Origin of the sequence: Methylobacterium sp. J-092 (assembly GCF_022829325.1) — a bacterium.
Classification (GTDB): Bacteria; Pseudomonadota; Alphaproteobacteria; order Rhizobiales; family Beijerinckiaceae; genus Methylobacterium.
In genome coordinates this window covers 39,835-55,815 of record NZ_JAKSXU010000180.1, presented here as the reverse complement: position 1 = coordinate 55,815, position 15,981 = coordinate 39,835, and the positions used below count along the sequence as shown (strand labels likewise).

Sequence of the window (15,981 nt, the reverse complement as noted above, 5' to 3'; positions counted from 1 at the left end):
GGTCGGACAGCAAGCATGTACCTGTAAGTCCTGCAAGCCAGCTTGCGTCGTTCATCCAGATACGTGGATGGCGGCGTCCGGTAGCGCCGAAGCGTAGTACCACTGGTCCGATCAGGTCGCGGATGAGGGGATATACAGACGGCGAACGATATTTCGACCTCATAGTCATCCCTCCCCGTTATCCACGCCACGAGCCTGGACGGCAACCAACGACGAGCATTCCCGTTGACGGACCGGGGCGATGGTCCCTATTCGTTCTCCTGCGCCTCCGTGGCGCCCCCGCCGGTTCAGTTCCCGTAAACCGGCGTCGCCGATACGTTCGGCGCATCCCGAGGAAGCATTCCGTGACGACCGTCGTCAGCCCCCGTCAGAAATTGCGCATCCGGCCCGAGGGCCGATTGGCGACCTGCGTCGGCTTGGCCGGCGCCGCTCGCCACACGCGCATTCCCGAGACACCCCCCGAGGCCTGACCGGCGCGCGAATGCGTACGGCTGCCTCGCGATGGAGGCAGCCATGACCAAGCGTACCGCGACCAAGACCACCACCAAGCCCGTCGTCGAGTTCCCCGAGGACGAGCTCCTCGACGACCGCTCCCACGCCCTGCCCGACGGCCTCAAGGGGCCGCACGACACCCTCGCGAGCCTCGCGGTCGCCAAGGCCCTCAAGGGTTCCGACCTGCGTCGCATCCGCAAGCGCGGGGTGGCGGTGGTCGTCGAGATCCCCACCGCCGACATCGCCGCCGAGGTGGAGCTGGTGATCCGCGGGCTCGGCGATTTCGGCTACGTCTTCAACCGGACCGGCACCGCCCCGCGGCAGGACAAGCCGACCGAGGGCAACCAGCACGTGGCCGCCCACCTGGGCTCGAACGATGCCGTGCTCGGCATCTCGACGGCGCCGGAGCGCTACCTCCCGTCGACGCTCGTCGCCTCTGCCGACGTGCGCGTGACGGTCCAGATGCCCGGCCGTCGGGAGATCGGCCGGGCGATCCTGCTCGCGACCGGCCGGCCCGCGCGGCGCATGCCCCCGGACATCGGTGTCGGACTGGACTTCGGGGAGATCTGCTCCGCCATCCGAGTCGGATCGTCCCCGGCCCGGTGCGTGCGGCGGCTGCAGGCGGCCTCGGCGGCCAAGTTCGGTTCCGTCGCCGGACAACGCGACGTCCCGCCCCTGGAGGCGCTCCACGGCTACGGCGAGGCCGCCGATTGGGCCAAGTCGATGGTGCGCGATCTCGCCGACTGGCGGGCGGGCCGCGTCCCGTGGGAGGCCGTGACCCGGACCTGCGTCCTGGCGAGCGCCCCCGGCCTGGGGAAGACCACCTTCGTGCGCTCCGTCGCGAAGTCGGCCGGCCTGCCGCTGATCACGACCAACGTCGCCGCATGGTTCAGCGGGTCGTCCGGTCACCTCGACGGCGTCATCAAGGAAGCCGACAGGGTCTTCGGGCTCGCCGCGGCGCAGGCGCCGGCCATCCTGTTCCTCGACGAGCTCGACGGCCTGCCCGACCGCGCCCGCCTCACCGACCGTGCGCGGGAGTGGTGGACCCCCGTGGTCAACAGCATCCTGCTCGCGCTCGACGCGTCGATGTCCGGCCCGGCCAGCCGCCTGGTGGTCATCGGGGCCACCAACCACGCGGACAAGCTCGATGCGGCGCTCGTGCGACCGGGGCGGCTGCACCCGGTCATCAGCATCAAGCCGCCGGACACCCCCGCGCTGGCGGGCATCATGCGCCAGCACCTCGGGGGCGACCTCGCGGGGGTCGACCTGATGCCGCTGGCCCACCTGGCCGCCGGGTCGACCGGGGCCGAGGTCGCTGGTTTTGTGAAGGGTGCCCGGCAAGCCGCCCGCGAGGCAGGCCGGCCCCTCGCGGTGGCCGACCTGGCGGCGCGGATCGCCCCCTCGGGACAGCGCACGGCCGAGGAGACCCTGATCGCCGCGCGGCACGAGGCGGCCCACGCGGTCGCCTCCGAGGCCCTCGGCGTGGGGACCGTCCGCGACGTCAGCATCGTCCTGCGGGAGACGACGGTGGGGATGACCCGCTCCCGGCTCCACCACCGGCTCATGATGACCCGGCCGCAGGTCGACGATGCCGCCGTGGTCGCCCTCGTCGGCCGCGCGCAGGACGAGCGCGACGGGCACGCCAACAGCGGGGCGGGCGGCGACCTCGGCTCCGATCTCGCCACCGCCACGGGCCTGATCGCCATGGCGCACGCGACCCACGGCCTCGGCGACGGCCTGCTGTTCCTGGCGCGCCGGGAGGACGTCTGGCCCCTGCTGTGGTCCGACGCGGACTTCCGCGTGAAGGTGCAGCGCGACCTCGACGGGCTGTACGCGCGGGCCAAGCGGTTCGTGTCGGAGCATCGGGAGGCGATCGAGGTCCTGGCGGACCGGCTGGTCGCGGACCTCGTCGTGGGCGGGGATGACGTCCGCCGCATCCTCGCCGACCACGGCGTCGTCGTGCAGGCCGAGCTTGATGGAGGTCGCCATGCAGCCGCTTGAGGGTGACCGCGCCGTCGGCGAGCTCTTCCGTCGGCTGAGCATCATGCGCGTCGAGCTGGGCGAGCCCGCGTGGGAACGCACGGTGGGACGCGTCCTGGCGGCGCTCGGGGCCGCCGCCCTGGAGGAGGCCGAGCGGCGGGGGCGGATCGTCGCCGCCCGCGAGGCCACGTCCGCATCGACGGTTCGGGTCACTGCGTTCGCTCGTCGGCTCGCGCCCGAGCCTCTCGATGAAGGGAATTAGAGGCATCGCGACGTGGTCGGTTTCGGGGCCCATGTACCCGATGACGGTGGGGGCTTTTTTCGTCGAAAGCAGGAGGTGGGGCACCGCCTCTGGAACCGCTACTGGGTTTCTCCAGCTCCATGAGCGAAACCGACCAAAGTCCGTCGTGGCATCACGCTTGGAGTCATTAAGAGCTCCATCTGTGCAAGACCGCGAAGCCATTCGAAGGTGATTGAGTTCTAATGCTTCGAAGGCCGCGGTCCATATCCGCGTGTGTCGAAATAAGATGGATCGTCTCATAATACGAACGAGCATCAGATCGATGGGGCGCGGTGAACGGAAAACCGTAGCACGGCGATTGCAGGAGGCAGCCTATCCTCCTCGTAAGGTGAACAACGTCTTACGCATTACGGAAGATGTTGATTGATTTCAAATTGATATCTTGAGGATGGCGTCATGTATACGATGTACGAAGAAGTGATGGTTTGTCCGAACGTGACTTACGCAGTTCAGCGAGCATGCCCCATGAACGATCAATGCGCCGGCCCGCGCCGAACGTATGTATCTCGCGCGCCGGTCGACTGGGCGGCGCCCGATGGCGAGATCGAGATGGCCATCGGACGGGTCTACACGCTGGCGGAGGTTGCCGAGACGCTCGGGCTGAGCCTGCGGCAGGTCGAGCACCTCGTCTCAGACGGGGCGCTCCAGGCTTTCAACGTAGGCAGGGGCAGGCAGAGGCGTGATCTCAGGGTCCTGGAGGAGGGGCTGCAGGCCTTCGTTGATGGGCGCCGCGTGGAGCCGGTCCGGCGGGAGCCTAGCCGCGCCGGTATCAAGACCACGATAGAGCAATACCGATCGGCCGCGTTCGGCGAGTCTTGCGACAGGCACAAGAGACAAAGGAGGGATGTGTGATGGCGGGAACTACCGGGGGGATTAAGCCTAGGGCGAAGGCCAACAAGAGGCGCAAGCATCCCAGGAACCTCTACATTCCTCAAAAGTCGAGGTTTTATCACTACCGCTTCAATATCGAGGGACTTGGCTTCTCCGGTTCCACCGAGACTTCGGATCCGACCGAGGCCCGCGCAATCAAGGATCGAGCCTATGCGGCAGCTTACCTGGAAGTCCAACAGCGGAAGGTAGATCGGGCTCCCAACGGCAAGATCATGTCGATGTCCCTGAGGATGGGCATGGAAAGGTACATGGAGGCACAGCGGGCGAAGAAGCTTAGTAGGCCGGAGAATGTCCATCGGTATTGCGCGATGGTTATGAGTTTCATCGATCCCGCTACGCAGCTTTCGGCGATCGACAGGCCGTTCGTGATCGACTTCGTCCTGCGTATGCGACAAGCTCAAAGGACCGTTTCAGGGCAGCCCCAGCCTTACGCAGAGAGCTACATGAAGGCGGTCAAGAACACGCTCGCGACCATGCTCGACATGGCCAAGGAAGACTGGGGCGTCTACCTCCCGGAAAAGCCGAACTTCAGCAGGTTCAAGTTCGATTGCAAGCCGCGCAAGAGGTACTTCACAGCCGAAGAGATTGTGCGGATTGAGGACAAGCTCACACCGGATTACGCGCGGGTCCTCTACTTCTTCCTGTTCACCGGCCTGCGTCTGCGCAATGGCGTCGAGCTCCTGTGGTCGCAGGTCGACTGGGAGGAGAAGATCATCAAGGTCGTCGTCAAGGGCGGCCACGACCGCGAGGTCGCCCTGACGCCGCTCGTGGAGGACATACTGGTCGCCCAGCGGCACCTGTATCCGCCGGCCCATCCTGACGACGCGGTCTTCAAGATCAGGGCGCTGTCGACGCAGACCGGGCCGGCGGGCCAGGTCTGGCAGGTCAAGGGCGAGCTGTACCCGATGCAAGGCCTAAGGTTCTATCAGACCTTCAAGGCGGCCTGCGCCCGCGCCAAGATCCCCAATGCGCGGCCGCACGACCTGAGGCGGACCTTCGGCACGGAGACCCTTCGGGCGACTGGGGACATCACAATTGTGATGAATCGGCTGCATCATCGCGATATCCGGGTGACCACGACCGCCTACGCCTTCGTGATGAGCAAGGCGGTCGTAGACGGCGCCCTCGCCGCCGAGGCGCACATGGTCGCGAAGCTCGGCAAGGCCAAGGCCCGTCTCGGCTCCACCGGGGTCGGCACCGGCAAGATCGCCCTTCGCGAACCGGTTGAGAACCCGGACGCCTCCAAAGGGCTAACCCCTTGCCAGACCTCGAAGTCCTCGGGCGGGACTATCCCCGCACGCACAGAATGCCCCTCTGGATCAGATGCATCTCAAGCATCTGGCATCTCGCTGCTAACTCGTTCTACTCAAGAAGATAATTGGCCTGCAGCGGCTTGCGAATGGTGTTTCAAAACTTTGCCGGAAAACACTGGAGACGAACATATCTGTACAGAGTCGAACGCCTGTTTGCGAACTGATTGCGAACCAGATAGCCAACTGGACCTGCGGCTCGACGTTGCATCATCCATCCTGGGAATTCATGATGAATCCAGATCGCCTCTGGATGGGGCAGAAGGGGACTTAAGCGCGGCGTCTACTGGGTTCGGATCCCTTCGGGACGCTTTTTCCCAAGAGTGTGCCGCAGCCGAATCCCACAGTGATCCGACCGACGCGGATTTCGTGGAACTCGCTCGGGCGTTAAAAATGCAAAGGGTGGAGGCTGAGAAGTTGGAGGACCGTATCTCGTCCCTGCTGGGCCAATTCGTTTGAGGGAGGCTAGCGCGCTGGGTCATGTCTTGAGATTGTCGATTTGCATGACCTTCAAAAGGAGGGCGCCGTAAACATGGCTGAGACAGGCACCCGGATCCCCGGTCGACCCATTCGGCCAACGCCCGGAGATCGTTCCGCTGGAATGATCTGATCCATAGTCGCCCCGCACGGTTTCACCCGCTTCGAGTCGTATGGACGTGTCGTCGATGGCGATGCTAGCCCATCCGTGCCCACCGCCCATGTCTTCGCCGACGAAGGTCATTTCGAAACGGACGTCGTGGGTACGGGATGGCAGCGTTTCGAGTGCTGAGATCACCTTGGCAGCGCTCGCCATCTGGTCCGTCTTCATACCGGGCAACGCTTCCCGCACGTGTTGTGCAACCTCATGAAGGCCCTCCACCACCCGCATGGTCAGGGGATAATTATCGACGAACCTGAGGCGCACGTCGTCCCCATGGCGCATCTCGATCTCGGGTGCGGCATCCAAGAGGGCGTCGATCGTGTCCTCAATGACCGCCATCGTTTCCGGGTTGGACGACAACTGATGCGGTAGGTCTCCGTCGGGATCGTTCATTGAAAAGCGGTCGACCGTGGACATGCCGCGGGCGATGATTTCGAAGAACGTTCGGCGAAGCTCGTGCATGGCGCCCCTCTGCATGGGGCAGCATACCGATTCGAGCGTCAGGGCTGCACACGCCCCACCGCGGGGACGCTTACGGTCATTGTGGGATCGTCGTTGGCGTTCAGAAATCCCACCCCTGAGAAGGTGCGCACGGATGGCATTCCGCCGATGGCCGCTGGATCGGGATCGGCAAGCCGCAGACGACGTCCCTCATCAAGACTTTGAACGGTTCTTTCGGTTCACGAGGGATCGGCTCCCTGGGGTGTGAGAGGGAGCCCTTGCGGGGGAGCCCAGGAGTTCGATCATCCTCCCCACGTCTGCTGGCAGTTTTCCACCAGGCTCGGACCTTTGGGCATCCTGATCGTCGAACTCGTGCGGCTCCCAGGTTGAGCGACGCTCGTCGATCGCGATCATGGGCACGCCATCGGGATAGCGATCGGCAGTCCAACGATAGCCTGCCGTGCGATTGAGCCTGACGCGACACGTGACGACCCGGGTGTCGAAATCGATCCTAAGCAGTGTGCCGCGCAGGTGCTGCGCCAGTCTCAGCCTAAGGTCTCGCAGGGCCTCCCCCGTGGCCATGGCAAGAAGACGTTGTATCTCGCGGATCGATGCGAGCCGCTCCTCGTGGGACGGTTGGGTCGCATCAACCCGTTCCTGATGCTCCGAACGGTCGATACTCTCGCGCAGGTTGCCGATCTCGGAACCGAGCGTCTTGAACCTGGCCTTGGCGGCCTCGTCACCGTCCTCGACCAGATCAAGCAGCCGTTCCCTCCGGGCGTTCAGGGCCGCTAGCTTAGCCTTCAGGTCTTCCGCTTCCCGCTTGTGTTCGGGTGCGCGCTCGACGAGGTTGGAGATGTCGACGCGATGCATGATGCCGAGCACGGCGACCTCGACCCCGTCCAGGCGCCATCGGCGATCGTTCGCACAACCAGCGGATCGATCGGCGTTCGAACATACGAGATAGCGCGCGCCCTTTGGCGAAGCTCCCTTGTTCAGCATGACCATCGAAGAGCGGCATACCCCGCACTTGGCTATGCCGGTGAACAGGTTCGGCACGCCGTTGCCACGCGGACCCGGCGCCGACGTGCGCGAGGACCGGGCGACGTTGGCGTGGTGGAACTCCGACTCCGTGACGATCGCGGGGAAGTACCCGGGGACCGGGTCCCCCTCGGGCCGGCGCTTGCCATCCTCGCCTCGCCGGTAGGCCTGGAACTCGCCGAGCACTGCACGGTTCGACAGCAGCTTGGCGATGTAGCTCGGCTGCCAACCTACCTTTCCACCCATGAACGGGGGAATGCGCTCGTCGTTGAGGCGCCGGACGACGATGCGACGGCCTTGCCCGTCGCCGGTCTCCCTAAAGATGCGCCGGACCAGTTCGACCCGTGTCGGAACCGTCCGGATCTGGCCATCCACGACCGTCAGCCAAGCCGGGACACGCGATGTCAGGACCTTCTGCCCGGCCTTCGCTCGCTTTGCGTCCCAGGCCTCGCGGACCCGGATCCCCTTTGTCTTGCTCTCCTCGTGAGCGCGCGCCATCGTGGCGAGAGAGACGATGAGCGGGGTCCAGTCCGCCTTCAGCCGCTTCTTCGAGTATTCCTGCCCGTCGATGAGTGTAACGACGATGATGCCCGCGTTCACGAGATCGATAAACCGCGGCAGCGCCTCGATCACGGTCTCACGGCTTAGGCGATCCAGGCTTTCCACCAGCAGGAACGAGCCCGATCGGACGGTGCCGTCCTCCACCATCCGGATGAACGTGCCGAGCGCGCCGACATCGCGGTTCTTGCCCTTATAAGCAGACACGCCGATGTCGCGCAGGCTGTCGTCGAGCTCCACGCCGCGCTTGGCGGCCCACTCGGCCGCAGCCGCCATCTGCCGGCGCAGACTGTCGCCCCGGAGCTGCTCCGGGCGGGACATTCGAATGTAGGAATAGGCGATGGGCATGGTCGACAGGATGGCAAACAGCGATTGACGTATCCTTGGAAAGGCCGCCACGCCGTTCGCGTGCGGCTCACCAACCGCGTTTCAATTCCGCCGTCACGTCACGCCCCCGATCCGTCGATCGTCCACTCGTCGTCGATCCAGGGTCGCGCTTCAAGCCTGTACGCGAGTGCGGCGGCAATTTCCTCGGGAGTTTCCCCACCCGATAGATCGATGCCCCGGGCGAGGCTTCGTACGATCCGCCCGGCACCGACGCCACCGGCGGCGAGACGGGATGCGAGGTCCTCGTGGAACGATGTCTCGAACGCGTCAGCTGCGTGAACGTCCCCCCAGATGTCCGGCATGTCCGTCAGGGTCAGGACGCGAGACAGGCGTATCCGGCGATCCTCGTCGGCAAGCGTCCTGTTCCGCGAGTCGAGGAAGCGCGCGAAGGCACCTTGTCGGTCCTGAACCGGTTGCGCCGGGATGTTGTGCCGATCGAGTACCGTTTGCATCGAACGGACATGGTCCGCGAAGGCCGCGACGGCGCGCTCCCTTCCGGCTTCGCTACGCAGGGCGGCAGCCAGAGCGGAAAGTCGAATCAACCGCGTGTCTTCCTCGCCTTCGACGCGGCGTTCGATTTCGGCCGCGTAGGCGCGCGGCATCCATAGGCCCAAGACCGTCTCGATAGCGGAACGTCGGTACTGAATGCGCTGGACGGTCTCTTCGGGTTCGGCGCCGTCGGACTCCTCCATTCCGAGGGCACTTCTCAGCCCGAAACCGAACCCCTCAGTCCGGGGTCGCGCGTGCTCTACACCGGCCTCGCCGGCGAGGATCGCCGCCAGAAGGTCCCGTGCCGACGGGCTAAACCTGAAGGCATCGAAGGTGAAAAGGCGCGTGACGGGTGGTTTATGGCAGAGGACACCGGTTAGGAAGAACTCACGCGGCGTGATGATTTCGCCAATGGGTGGAGGCGCGTTCGTCACCGGCTGCGCCGTCTCGAACACCGCCTTGACGTAGGCGGATAGGGCATCGTGCCGCCCCGAGAGCCTGACCATCAGCTCGTGACGTCTGCTGCCTGGGTTGGCCGACCCAATGAACCAGATCGGCTGCGTCGTCCGCAGAATACGGAACAGCTTGGTGTGGAAGTGGACGGGTGAACTCGTGACCACGGACACGAGGATGTCGCGGAAGCCCGCTTGTCGGAGCTTGCCCTCCACACCCCGCATGTCCGTCCAGGTCCGAGGGATCAGGGCGGTTGCCTCAAGCCCGATCGCGATCCTGACGCGGCAGTCCCTGCGGTAAGCGCGTGGGACGCGCTTGCACAGCGCTATCATTCGGTCGGTGTTGTAGTAGCCCCCGAGGATCGAAATCTCGGTCGCCCCGGCGGCCGCCTCATGCAATGCGCTTTCCAAATCCTCGCAGGCCGCCGTTTCGGGATCGAGACCGATCAGCTCTGGGTGATGGACGAAGACTTTATCGTCGATCCGCATTCGCATCCTCCTTGCATCGGCGCTCTCGGGGTATCTTAGGTTCGCCTGGGCCAACCACAAACCGTCATTGGATTTGTGTCACAACCTCTTGTTCAACGGGCCGCCCGGCGCGGGCAAGTCGATGTTCGCCGCGCGCCTGCCCTCGATCCTGCCGCCGCTGACGCCGCGCGAGCTGCTCGCGGTCTCGATGATCCAGTCGGTGGCCGGGGAGCTGAAGGAGGGGCGGCTGTCGGACCGGCGCCCGTTCCGGCAGCCGCACCATTCGGCCTCGATGGCGGCGCTCGTCGGCGGCGGGATCAACGCGCGGCCGGGCGAGGCCTCCCTGGCCCATGGCGGCGTGCTGTTCCTCGACGAGCTTCCCGAGTTCACGCCGCAGGTCCTCGATTCGCTGCGCCAGCCGATGGAGACCGGCGAGATCATGATCGCGCGGGCCAACCACCGCATCACCTACCCGGCCCGCTTCCAGCTGGTCGCCGCGATGAACCCGTGCCGGTGCGGGCAGGCGCTGGAGCCGGGCTATGCCTGCCGACGTGGCCCGAACGAACGTTGCATGGCGCAGTACGGCGCCCGCATCTCCGGGCCGTTGCTCGACCGGATCGACCTGCGCATCGAGGTCGCGGCGGTGACCGCAGCCGACCTGATCCTGCCGCCGCCGGCCGAGGGCTCGCGCGAGGCCGCCTCGCGGGTCGCGGCAGCGCGCGACCGCCAGACCGCGCGCTACGACGCCGCGGGCTTGGCCGCGGGCACCACCAATGCGACCTGCCCGGCCAGCCTGATCGAGCGGGTCGCCGCCCCGGATGCCGACGGCGCCGCGCTGATCCGCACCGCCGCCGAGAGCATGCGGCTGACCGCCCGCGGCTTCCACCGGACGCTGCGCGTCGCCCGCACGCTCGCCGACCTCGACGGCGAGCCGACGGTTCGCCGCCTCCACCTCGCCGAAGCGCTGTCGTATCGCGGGCGGGGGGAGAAGGCGGCCTCGTGAGATGGGCAACGCTGACGAGCGGAACGATGTCGCCTTGTATGGTGCCCTATATGGTACTATCCTGAGTGAAGATCCTCGAATTCATCGACGATTCCCATCGATCGCCGTTCGCCGACTGGTTCGACAGGCTCGATCCGTTCGCTGCGGCCAAGGTGACGATCGCGCTGGCACGGATCGAGAAGGGCAATCTTTCCCATGTCAAATCCGTCGGCTAGGGGGTGCAGGAATACCGGCTCGATTTCGGTCCGGGCTACCGATTGTATTTCGGCAGAGACGGCGAAACATTGATCATTCTGCTCTGCGGCGGCACGAAGCGCCGTCAGCAAGCCGACATCGATCGGGCGATCGAGAATTGGGTCGCCTACAAGCACCGCAAGGCGCAAGGACACTGATGCCGCTCACGCGCAGTTTCAAGGACACCGTGAAGGCGCGTGCCGCACGCGATCCGGCCTTTCGGGAGGCCCTGCTGACGGAGGCGGTCGAGAGCTTCCTTGCCGGCGAGCTCGACGTCGGCAAGACGGTGTTGCGCGACTACATCCACGCGACCATCGGGTTCGACCGCCTTGCCGCCGAAACCGGTTCCTCGACGAAGAGCTTGATGCGGATGCTCAGCGCCGACGGAAACCCGACGGCCAGCAACTTGTTCTCGATCCTCGGCACCGTTCAGAAGGAAGCCAGCCTGCGTCTCACGGTGACGGCGGGGCGGTCGACCGCGTCCAGCTGATCGCAGCCCTCGCGTTGGCGCCCCGAGATCGCTCAGGGCCGCCGCCCCGGCGTCATCCGTCGAGCGCGGCGTAGCGGCGGAAGATGCCCTGCTCGTTGAACGGGATCCGGCGCGGGCTCGCGAGGTAGGCCGCGATCCGCGGGCGCACCGCGACCGTCGCGTGCAGCGCGGCCACGCGCGGATGGTCGGGGAGCCGCGCCGCCATCGCCTTCGGGAAGGCGTAGCGCAGCCCGTCGATCAGCTGGAACAGCGACAGGTCGGCGTAGCTCAGGCGATCGCCGACGAGGTGGGTGCCGTCGTTGCGGGTGAGCACGTGCTCGAACCACGCCAAGAACTCGGGGATGCGGTCGGCGCGGAAATGCGCGGCGCGGCGCGCGGCTTCGGTCGTCTGGTCCTCGTAGGCGAGGCCGGCCGCGATCGGGTGGTGGGTGTCGTGCGCCTCGGCCACCATGTCGGCGATGGTGAGCTGGATCTGGTGCGTCCAGATCCGCTCGTCCTCGGCCGCGCCGACCAACCCGAGCCGCGGGCCGAGATAGAGCAGGATCGCCGCCGTCTGCCCGACGACCACGTCGCCGTCGCGCAGGAAGGGCGGTGCGAAGGCCGGGCGCGGCTCGTCGAGATCCTCCAGGATTCGCGTCAGCGCCGGCAGGCCGAGACCGTCGGTCTCCGCCTCGCGGGCGACGTCGACGTAGGCCGCGCCGGCCTCTTCCAGGGCGAGGCGCACGAACTCGCCGCGGCCCTGCAGCATCGGCCAGTAATAGAGCTCGTAGGGCATCGCCGCGCCGTCACGCGCGCGGCGTCACTCGCCCGGGGCCTCGTCGGCGGCGGCCTTGTCGGCCGGCGGCTCGGCGCTGGCGACGGTCTTGCGCTCCAGCATCGGCTGGAGGCGGAGCGCGAGCTGCTGGTCGAGATGGCGGGCGTAGGCGCCCTTGAAGAACTTGGCGCCGGTGCCGCCGCCGTAGAGGCGATCATGCGCCGCGATCATCGCGTCGACCTCGGGACGGCAGAGAAAGCCGATCACGCCGGCGGCCTGGAACCAGCGACCGGCGCGGGCGTGGTTCATCGCGCCCGGGTTGGCCATCACCGTCTCGGCGAAGCAATCGGTCGCGGCCTGCTGCAGCGGCGCCAGCACCTTGTCCGCCTCGGGCTTCGAACGCTCGCGCGCCGTGGCCGGCGCGAGGGCGAGGAGGAATGCGAGCGCACCGAGCAGCGGGGTCTTCATGGCGCGGGAAGCCTCGAACGAGTGATCGATCGAGGCGAGTATTCCCCAGGGATTTTGTCGGGAACAGGGCCGTCCGCGCCGCAGCGCACGCGCCGGGCGCGATCCTGCGCCATCGTCGCTTCCGCGTCACAGCGGCGCCCCCGCCACCGCCGCTTCGACCGCCGGTTTCGCCTGGGAGCGTCCTAGCCGCGGCGCTCGGCGTTCCAGCGACCGCTGCATTCGGGGCCGCCCTGGGTCGACCAGGTGCCGGTGCCGGTCCCCTGGCGGCCGAGGCGCCCGACGACGTTGGCGGTCGCCGCCCCGTTCGAGATCGTCGCGCGCACCGACCCGTTGGTCGCGACCCGGCCGCTGATCGCGAAATCGCCGCCGGGATAGCTGGCCTCGCCGCGCTGGATCCGCACGCCGTAGCGATAGGCCCGGTCGCAGATGCCGGATTCGGTGATGACCTCAATGCTCCATTTGCCGTCGTAGCGATCGGGGATCTGGACCTTCTTCCGGGCCGCGTCGGCGGGGCTGAGGCCGGCGGCTGCGAGGACGAGGAAGGCGGAGGCCAGCGTCAGTGCTTTCATCGGATCCCGATCGGGCGAGCGTGTCGAGTGCCCGGCACGCACCGCGCGGGCGTGCAGGCATGTCCGCTTCGAAACACGCGACGGCCGGATCGGTTGCCGATTTCCCCGCTCAGGCGCGGGCGGCCCGCCTCAGGGCGTCGTTCAGCAGCGCCAGGAGGTCGCCGCCGGCATGGAGGAAGCCGTGGACGCCCGCCGCCGCGAGCGGTTCGGCGAGATCCGCCCCCGGCTTGCCCGCGAGGTAGATCGTCCCGGCGCCGGCCGCCGCCAGGGCCTTCGCCGCGGAGACGGCGCGGGCTTCGTAAACGGCGTCGGAGGAGCACAAGCAGGCGAGCGCCGCACCCGAGGCCTCGAACGCCTCGGCGAGGCTCGCATCGTCGGGGAACCCGTCGTTGCTCAGAGCCTCGATGCCGCCGGCGGCGAAGGCGTTGGCGGCGAAGGTCGAGCGGGCGTTGAACACCGCGACCGGGCCGAGATTGGCCAAGAACACCTGCGGGCGCTTCCCGGTCTTGTCGAGGAAGCCGTCGGAGGCGTCGCGAAGGGCCTCGTAGGGCTCGGCAAGCCGCTGCGACGGCAGGGCGTCGCAGGCGACCGCCGTTCCGCTGCCGAAGCTCGCCGCCGGGGGGGCGGCGACGGGCGCCACGTCGAACACCGCGACCGACTTCTCGGCGAGGTAGGGGAATTCGGTGGCGCCGGTCAGCGCCTCGCGCCGCGTCGCGACGTTCTTCGCCCGCGTCTCCCGGGTGATCTCGATCCGGCGCTGGAGCTTGCCGACGCTGAGCGAGGCGACGATGCCGCCCTCGCGCTCGATCGCCCGGAACGCCTCCCAGCCGGCCTCGGCCAGCTGCGCGGTCAGGCTCTCGAAGCCGCCGGCGCCGGCGGCCGGATCGGCGACGCGGGCGAGGTTCGATTCCTCGATCAGCACGATCTGGCTGTTGCGCGCCACCCGCCGGGCGAAGGCGTCGGGGAGACCCAGCGCCTGGGTGTAGGGCAGGGCGGTGACGGCGTCGGCGCCGCCGAGCCCGGCCCCGGTCGCCGCCATCGCGGTCCGCAGGATGTTCACGAAGGGGTCGCGCCGGGTCATCATCCGCCACGCGGTCTCGGCCTGGAGCCGCAGCGGCTTCGGAGCGAGCCCGCAGGCCTGCTCGATGCGGGCCCAGAGCCGGCGCATCGCCCGAAACTTCGCGATGGTGAGGAACTCGTCCGCGTCGGTCACGAGCAGGATCCCGACCGCGTCGCGGGCCCGTTCCAGCGACACCCCTTCCGCCTCCAGCGCCCGGAGATAGGTCACGGCCGTGGCGAGCACCGCGCCCAGCTCGGCCGCCTCGCCGGCGCCGGCCTCGTGATAGGGCCTCCCGTCGGCCAGGAGCGCACGCCCGGTGAAGCCGGCGGCGTCGAAGTCCTTTACCGCCTGCCCGAGCTTCGGCGCGATCTCGGACCACACCGCCCCGAGGCTGCCCGAGGCGGCAAGCGTGCCCACCGGATCGATGCCGAGGTCAAGGTCGCAGGCCGACAGGTCCTCGCCGCGCGCCTTCGCCAGCTCGACCACGAGGCGGGCCGCCTCCAGCCCGAGCGGGCCGGCGTCGACGCGCAATCCGATCAGCGGCAGCATCACGCCGGCAAGCGCGGCTTCCAGCTCTTCGACCGTGCGTGCGGTCAGGCCGTAGCCGTGGGCCGCCGGCGCGCCGGAGAACACCAGGGTCAGCGCATCGGCGCCGCCTTCGAGGTCGGCCAGCGCCTGCCGGTTCGCCTGCTCGATCTTGGGATGGTCGACCCGCTGGGCGATGCGCCACGGGCCGGCCGCGCGGACCGGCTGCGGCACGGGCTCGGCCGCCTCGTAGAGCGGCTGGATGCGCAGGCCGTCCGCCGTCTTGGAGACGAGGCGCTTCTCGTAGTCGGCGCCCTTCAGAACGCCCTCGACGAGGCCGAGCCAGCGCGCGCGGGTCGCGGGCTCGAAGAGGTCGGCAAGCGGTCTGTCTTCCATCGCGGAGGGCCTTCAAACGGTGCCGGGATGCGGGTCTTTCGCCCGCTCTCCCCATCCGTCTGCCCTCGCACGGCCCCGCTGGCGAGGCAATCGACGGCGGCGACCGTATTTTTTATCCAAAGATGATCAGGCCGGCGAAGCCCGCCGAGCCGACGATGATGCGCCACCACGCGAACAGCCAGAAGCCGTGGCGGGAGACGTAGTCGAGCACCGTCCGCACCACGACGAGGGCCGAGACGAAGGCCACCACGAAGCCGATGACGATCAGCCCGACGTCGTCGCCGTTGAGGTTCTTGTAGTTGTCGAGCAGGTCCTTGGCGAAGGCGCCGGCCATGGTCGGCATCGCGAGGTAGAACGAGAACTCGGTGGCGGAGCGCTTGTCGGCGCCCATCAGCATCGCGCCGACGATGGTGGCGCCGGAGCGCGACACGCCCGGGATCATCGCCAGGCACTGGAAGATGCCGATCTTCAGGTCCATCGGCAGGGTGAAGTCGTAGACGTCGGTCTTCTTCACCTCGAGGTCGGTGTCGTCCAGGACGAGCAGCACGAGCCCGCCCGCGACCAGGGTCGCGCAGACGATCCACGGGTTGAACAGGTAGGCCTTGATCACCTTCGAGAACAGGCCGCCGATGATCGCCGCCGGCAGGAAGGCGAGGAGGATGCCGAGCACGAACCGGCGCGCCTGCGGGTCGTTCGGCAGGGCGAACGCGATGCCGAGCAGCCGGCGGAAATACACCGCCAGGATCGCCAGGATCGCGCCGAGCTGGATCAGCACCTCGAAGGTGTTGTTGGGCGAGTGGAACCCGATGAAGTGCCCGACCAGGAGTTGGTGCCCGGTGGAGGAGACCGGGATGAACTCGGTCGCGCCCTCGACGACCGCGAGCACGACCGCCTTCGCGATGCTCATCGCATCCATCATCGCAGATCTCGCATCATCGCTGGTCTCGACCGTTCGCGCCGCGCCGGCCGGCGACCGGCCTGAGGGAGTGGAATCGCCGCCCGCGGCGGGACGCCCACAGGCTTCGCCGACGA

At 67.5% G+C, this 15,981-nt stretch carries 15 protein-coding genes and 1 pseudogene; 8 read left to right on the top strand and 8 right to left on the bottom strand.

Translation table 11 applies throughout. The features are described from left to right. The first annotated feature begins 513 nt into the window (after window positions 1-513). The 4 genes from MKK60_RS21375 to MKK60_RS21360 all read left to right on the top strand — a co-directional run bounded on the left by MKK60_RS21375 (window position 514) and on the right by MKK60_RS21360 (window position 5,433). Entirely contained in the window at window positions 514-2,493 is a 1,980-nt protein-coding gene (locus tag MKK60_RS21375; RefSeq protein WP_243988496.1) for an AAA family ATPase, read from the top strand. Beyond that, a complete protein-coding gene (locus MKK60_RS21370; protein WP_243988495.1) occupies window positions 2,480-2,734 on the top strand; it encodes a hypothetical protein in 255 nt (84 codons plus the stop codon). Before MKK60_RS21375 ends, MKK60_RS21370 begins: the two co-directional genes overlap by 14 nt. A 435-nt stretch (window positions 2,735-3,169) precedes the next feature. Beyond that, window positions 3,170-3,625: a helix-turn-helix domain-containing protein gene (locus tag MKK60_RS21365; RefSeq protein ID WP_243988494.1), complete on the top strand. Its 456-nt coding sequence runs from the start codon at window positions 3,170-3,172 to the stop codon at window positions 3,623-3,625. After that, window positions 3,625-5,433, top strand: a complete 1,809-nt coding sequence (locus MKK60_RS21360) for a tyrosine-type recombinase/integrase (RefSeq protein ID WP_243988493.1) — start codon at window positions 3,625-3,627, stop codon at window positions 5,431-5,433. Before MKK60_RS21365 ends, MKK60_RS21360 begins: the two co-directional genes overlap by 1 nt. A gap of 19 nt (window positions 5,434-5,452) precedes the next feature. Here the strand turns inward: MKK60_RS21360 and MKK60_RS21355 are convergent, their stop codons facing one another. From MKK60_RS21355 to MKK60_RS21345, 3 genes are all read right to left on the bottom strand, one after another. Then, entirely contained in the window at window positions 5,453-6,076 is a 624-nt protein-coding gene (locus MKK60_RS21355; protein WP_243988492.1) for a hypothetical protein, read from the bottom strand. A gap of 192 nt (window positions 6,077-6,268) precedes the next feature. Continuing rightward, window positions 6,269-8,053, bottom strand: coding sequence for a recombinase family protein (locus MKK60_RS21350; protein ID WP_243988491.1), 1,785 nt, complete (start codon window positions 8,051-8,053; stop codon window positions 6,269-6,271). Window positions 8,054-8,100: 47 nt separating this feature from the next. After that, complete coding sequence (locus tag MKK60_RS21345) at window positions 8,101-9,471, bottom strand: hypothetical protein (RefSeq protein WP_243988490.1); 1,371 nt, start codon at window positions 9,469-9,471, stop codon at window positions 8,101-8,103. A 79-nt stretch (window positions 9,472-9,550) separates the two neighbouring features. On the opposite strand from MKK60_RS21345, the pseudogene MKK60_RS21340 reads away from it, so the two are divergent. The 4 genes and pseudogenes from MKK60_RS21340 to MKK60_RS21325 form a co-directional block, all read left to right on the top strand. Then, window positions 9,551-10,453 (top strand): annotated as a pseudogene (locus MKK60_RS21340) (YifB family Mg chelatase-like AAA ATPase); the annotation flags it as partial. 65 nt (window positions 10,454-10,518) lie between these two features. Continuing rightward, on the top strand, window positions 10,519-10,668 hold the full coding sequence (locus tag MKK60_RS28750; protein ID WP_243988489.1) for a hypothetical protein: 150 nt from the start codon (window positions 10,519-10,521) through the stop codon (window positions 10,666-10,668). 3 nt (window positions 10,669-10,671) lie between these two features. Continuing rightward, entirely contained in the window at window positions 10,672-10,845 is a 174-nt protein-coding gene (locus MKK60_RS28745; RefSeq protein ID WP_243988488.1) for a type II toxin-antitoxin system RelE/ParE family toxin, read from the top strand. After that, entirely contained in the window at window positions 10,845-11,177 is a 333-nt protein-coding gene (locus MKK60_RS21325; RefSeq protein ID WP_243988487.1) for a DNA-binding protein, read from the top strand. Before MKK60_RS28745 ends, MKK60_RS21325 begins: the two co-directional genes overlap by 1 nt. A gap of 52 nt (window positions 11,178-11,229) precedes the next feature. On the opposite strand, the gene MKK60_RS21320 is transcribed toward MKK60_RS21325, so the two are convergent. The 5 genes from MKK60_RS21320 to MKK60_RS21300 form a co-directional block, all read right to left on the bottom strand. Then, the gene (locus tag MKK60_RS21320; protein ID WP_243988486.1) at window positions 11,230-11,952 is read right to left on the bottom strand and encodes a glutathione S-transferase family protein; all 723 of its coding nucleotides are present in this window, start codon (window positions 11,950-11,952) and stop codon (window positions 11,230-11,232) included. Window positions 11,953-11,976: 24 nt separating this feature from the next. Next, the gene (locus MKK60_RS21315) at window positions 11,977-12,399 is read right to left on the bottom strand and encodes a hypothetical protein (protein WP_147843604.1); all 423 of its coding nucleotides are present in this window, start codon (window positions 12,397-12,399) and stop codon (window positions 11,977-11,979) included. Between the two features lie 182 nt (window positions 12,400-12,581). Then, window positions 12,582-12,968, bottom strand: a complete 387-nt coding sequence (locus MKK60_RS21310; RefSeq protein ID WP_243988485.1) for a hypothetical protein — start codon at window positions 12,966-12,968, stop codon at window positions 12,582-12,584. Window positions 12,969-13,077: 109 nt separating this feature from the next. After that, a complete protein-coding gene (locus MKK60_RS21305; protein WP_243988484.1) occupies window positions 13,078-14,949 on the bottom strand; it encodes a methylmalonyl-CoA mutase subunit beta in 1,872 nt (623 codons plus the stop codon). A gap of 112 nt (window positions 14,950-15,061) precedes the next feature. Next, window positions 15,062-15,865: an undecaprenyl-diphosphate phosphatase gene (locus MKK60_RS21300; RefSeq protein WP_147727639.1), complete on the bottom strand. Its 804-nt coding sequence runs from the start codon at window positions 15,863-15,865 to the stop codon at window positions 15,062-15,064. Window positions 15,866-15,981: the final 116 nt, after the last annotated feature.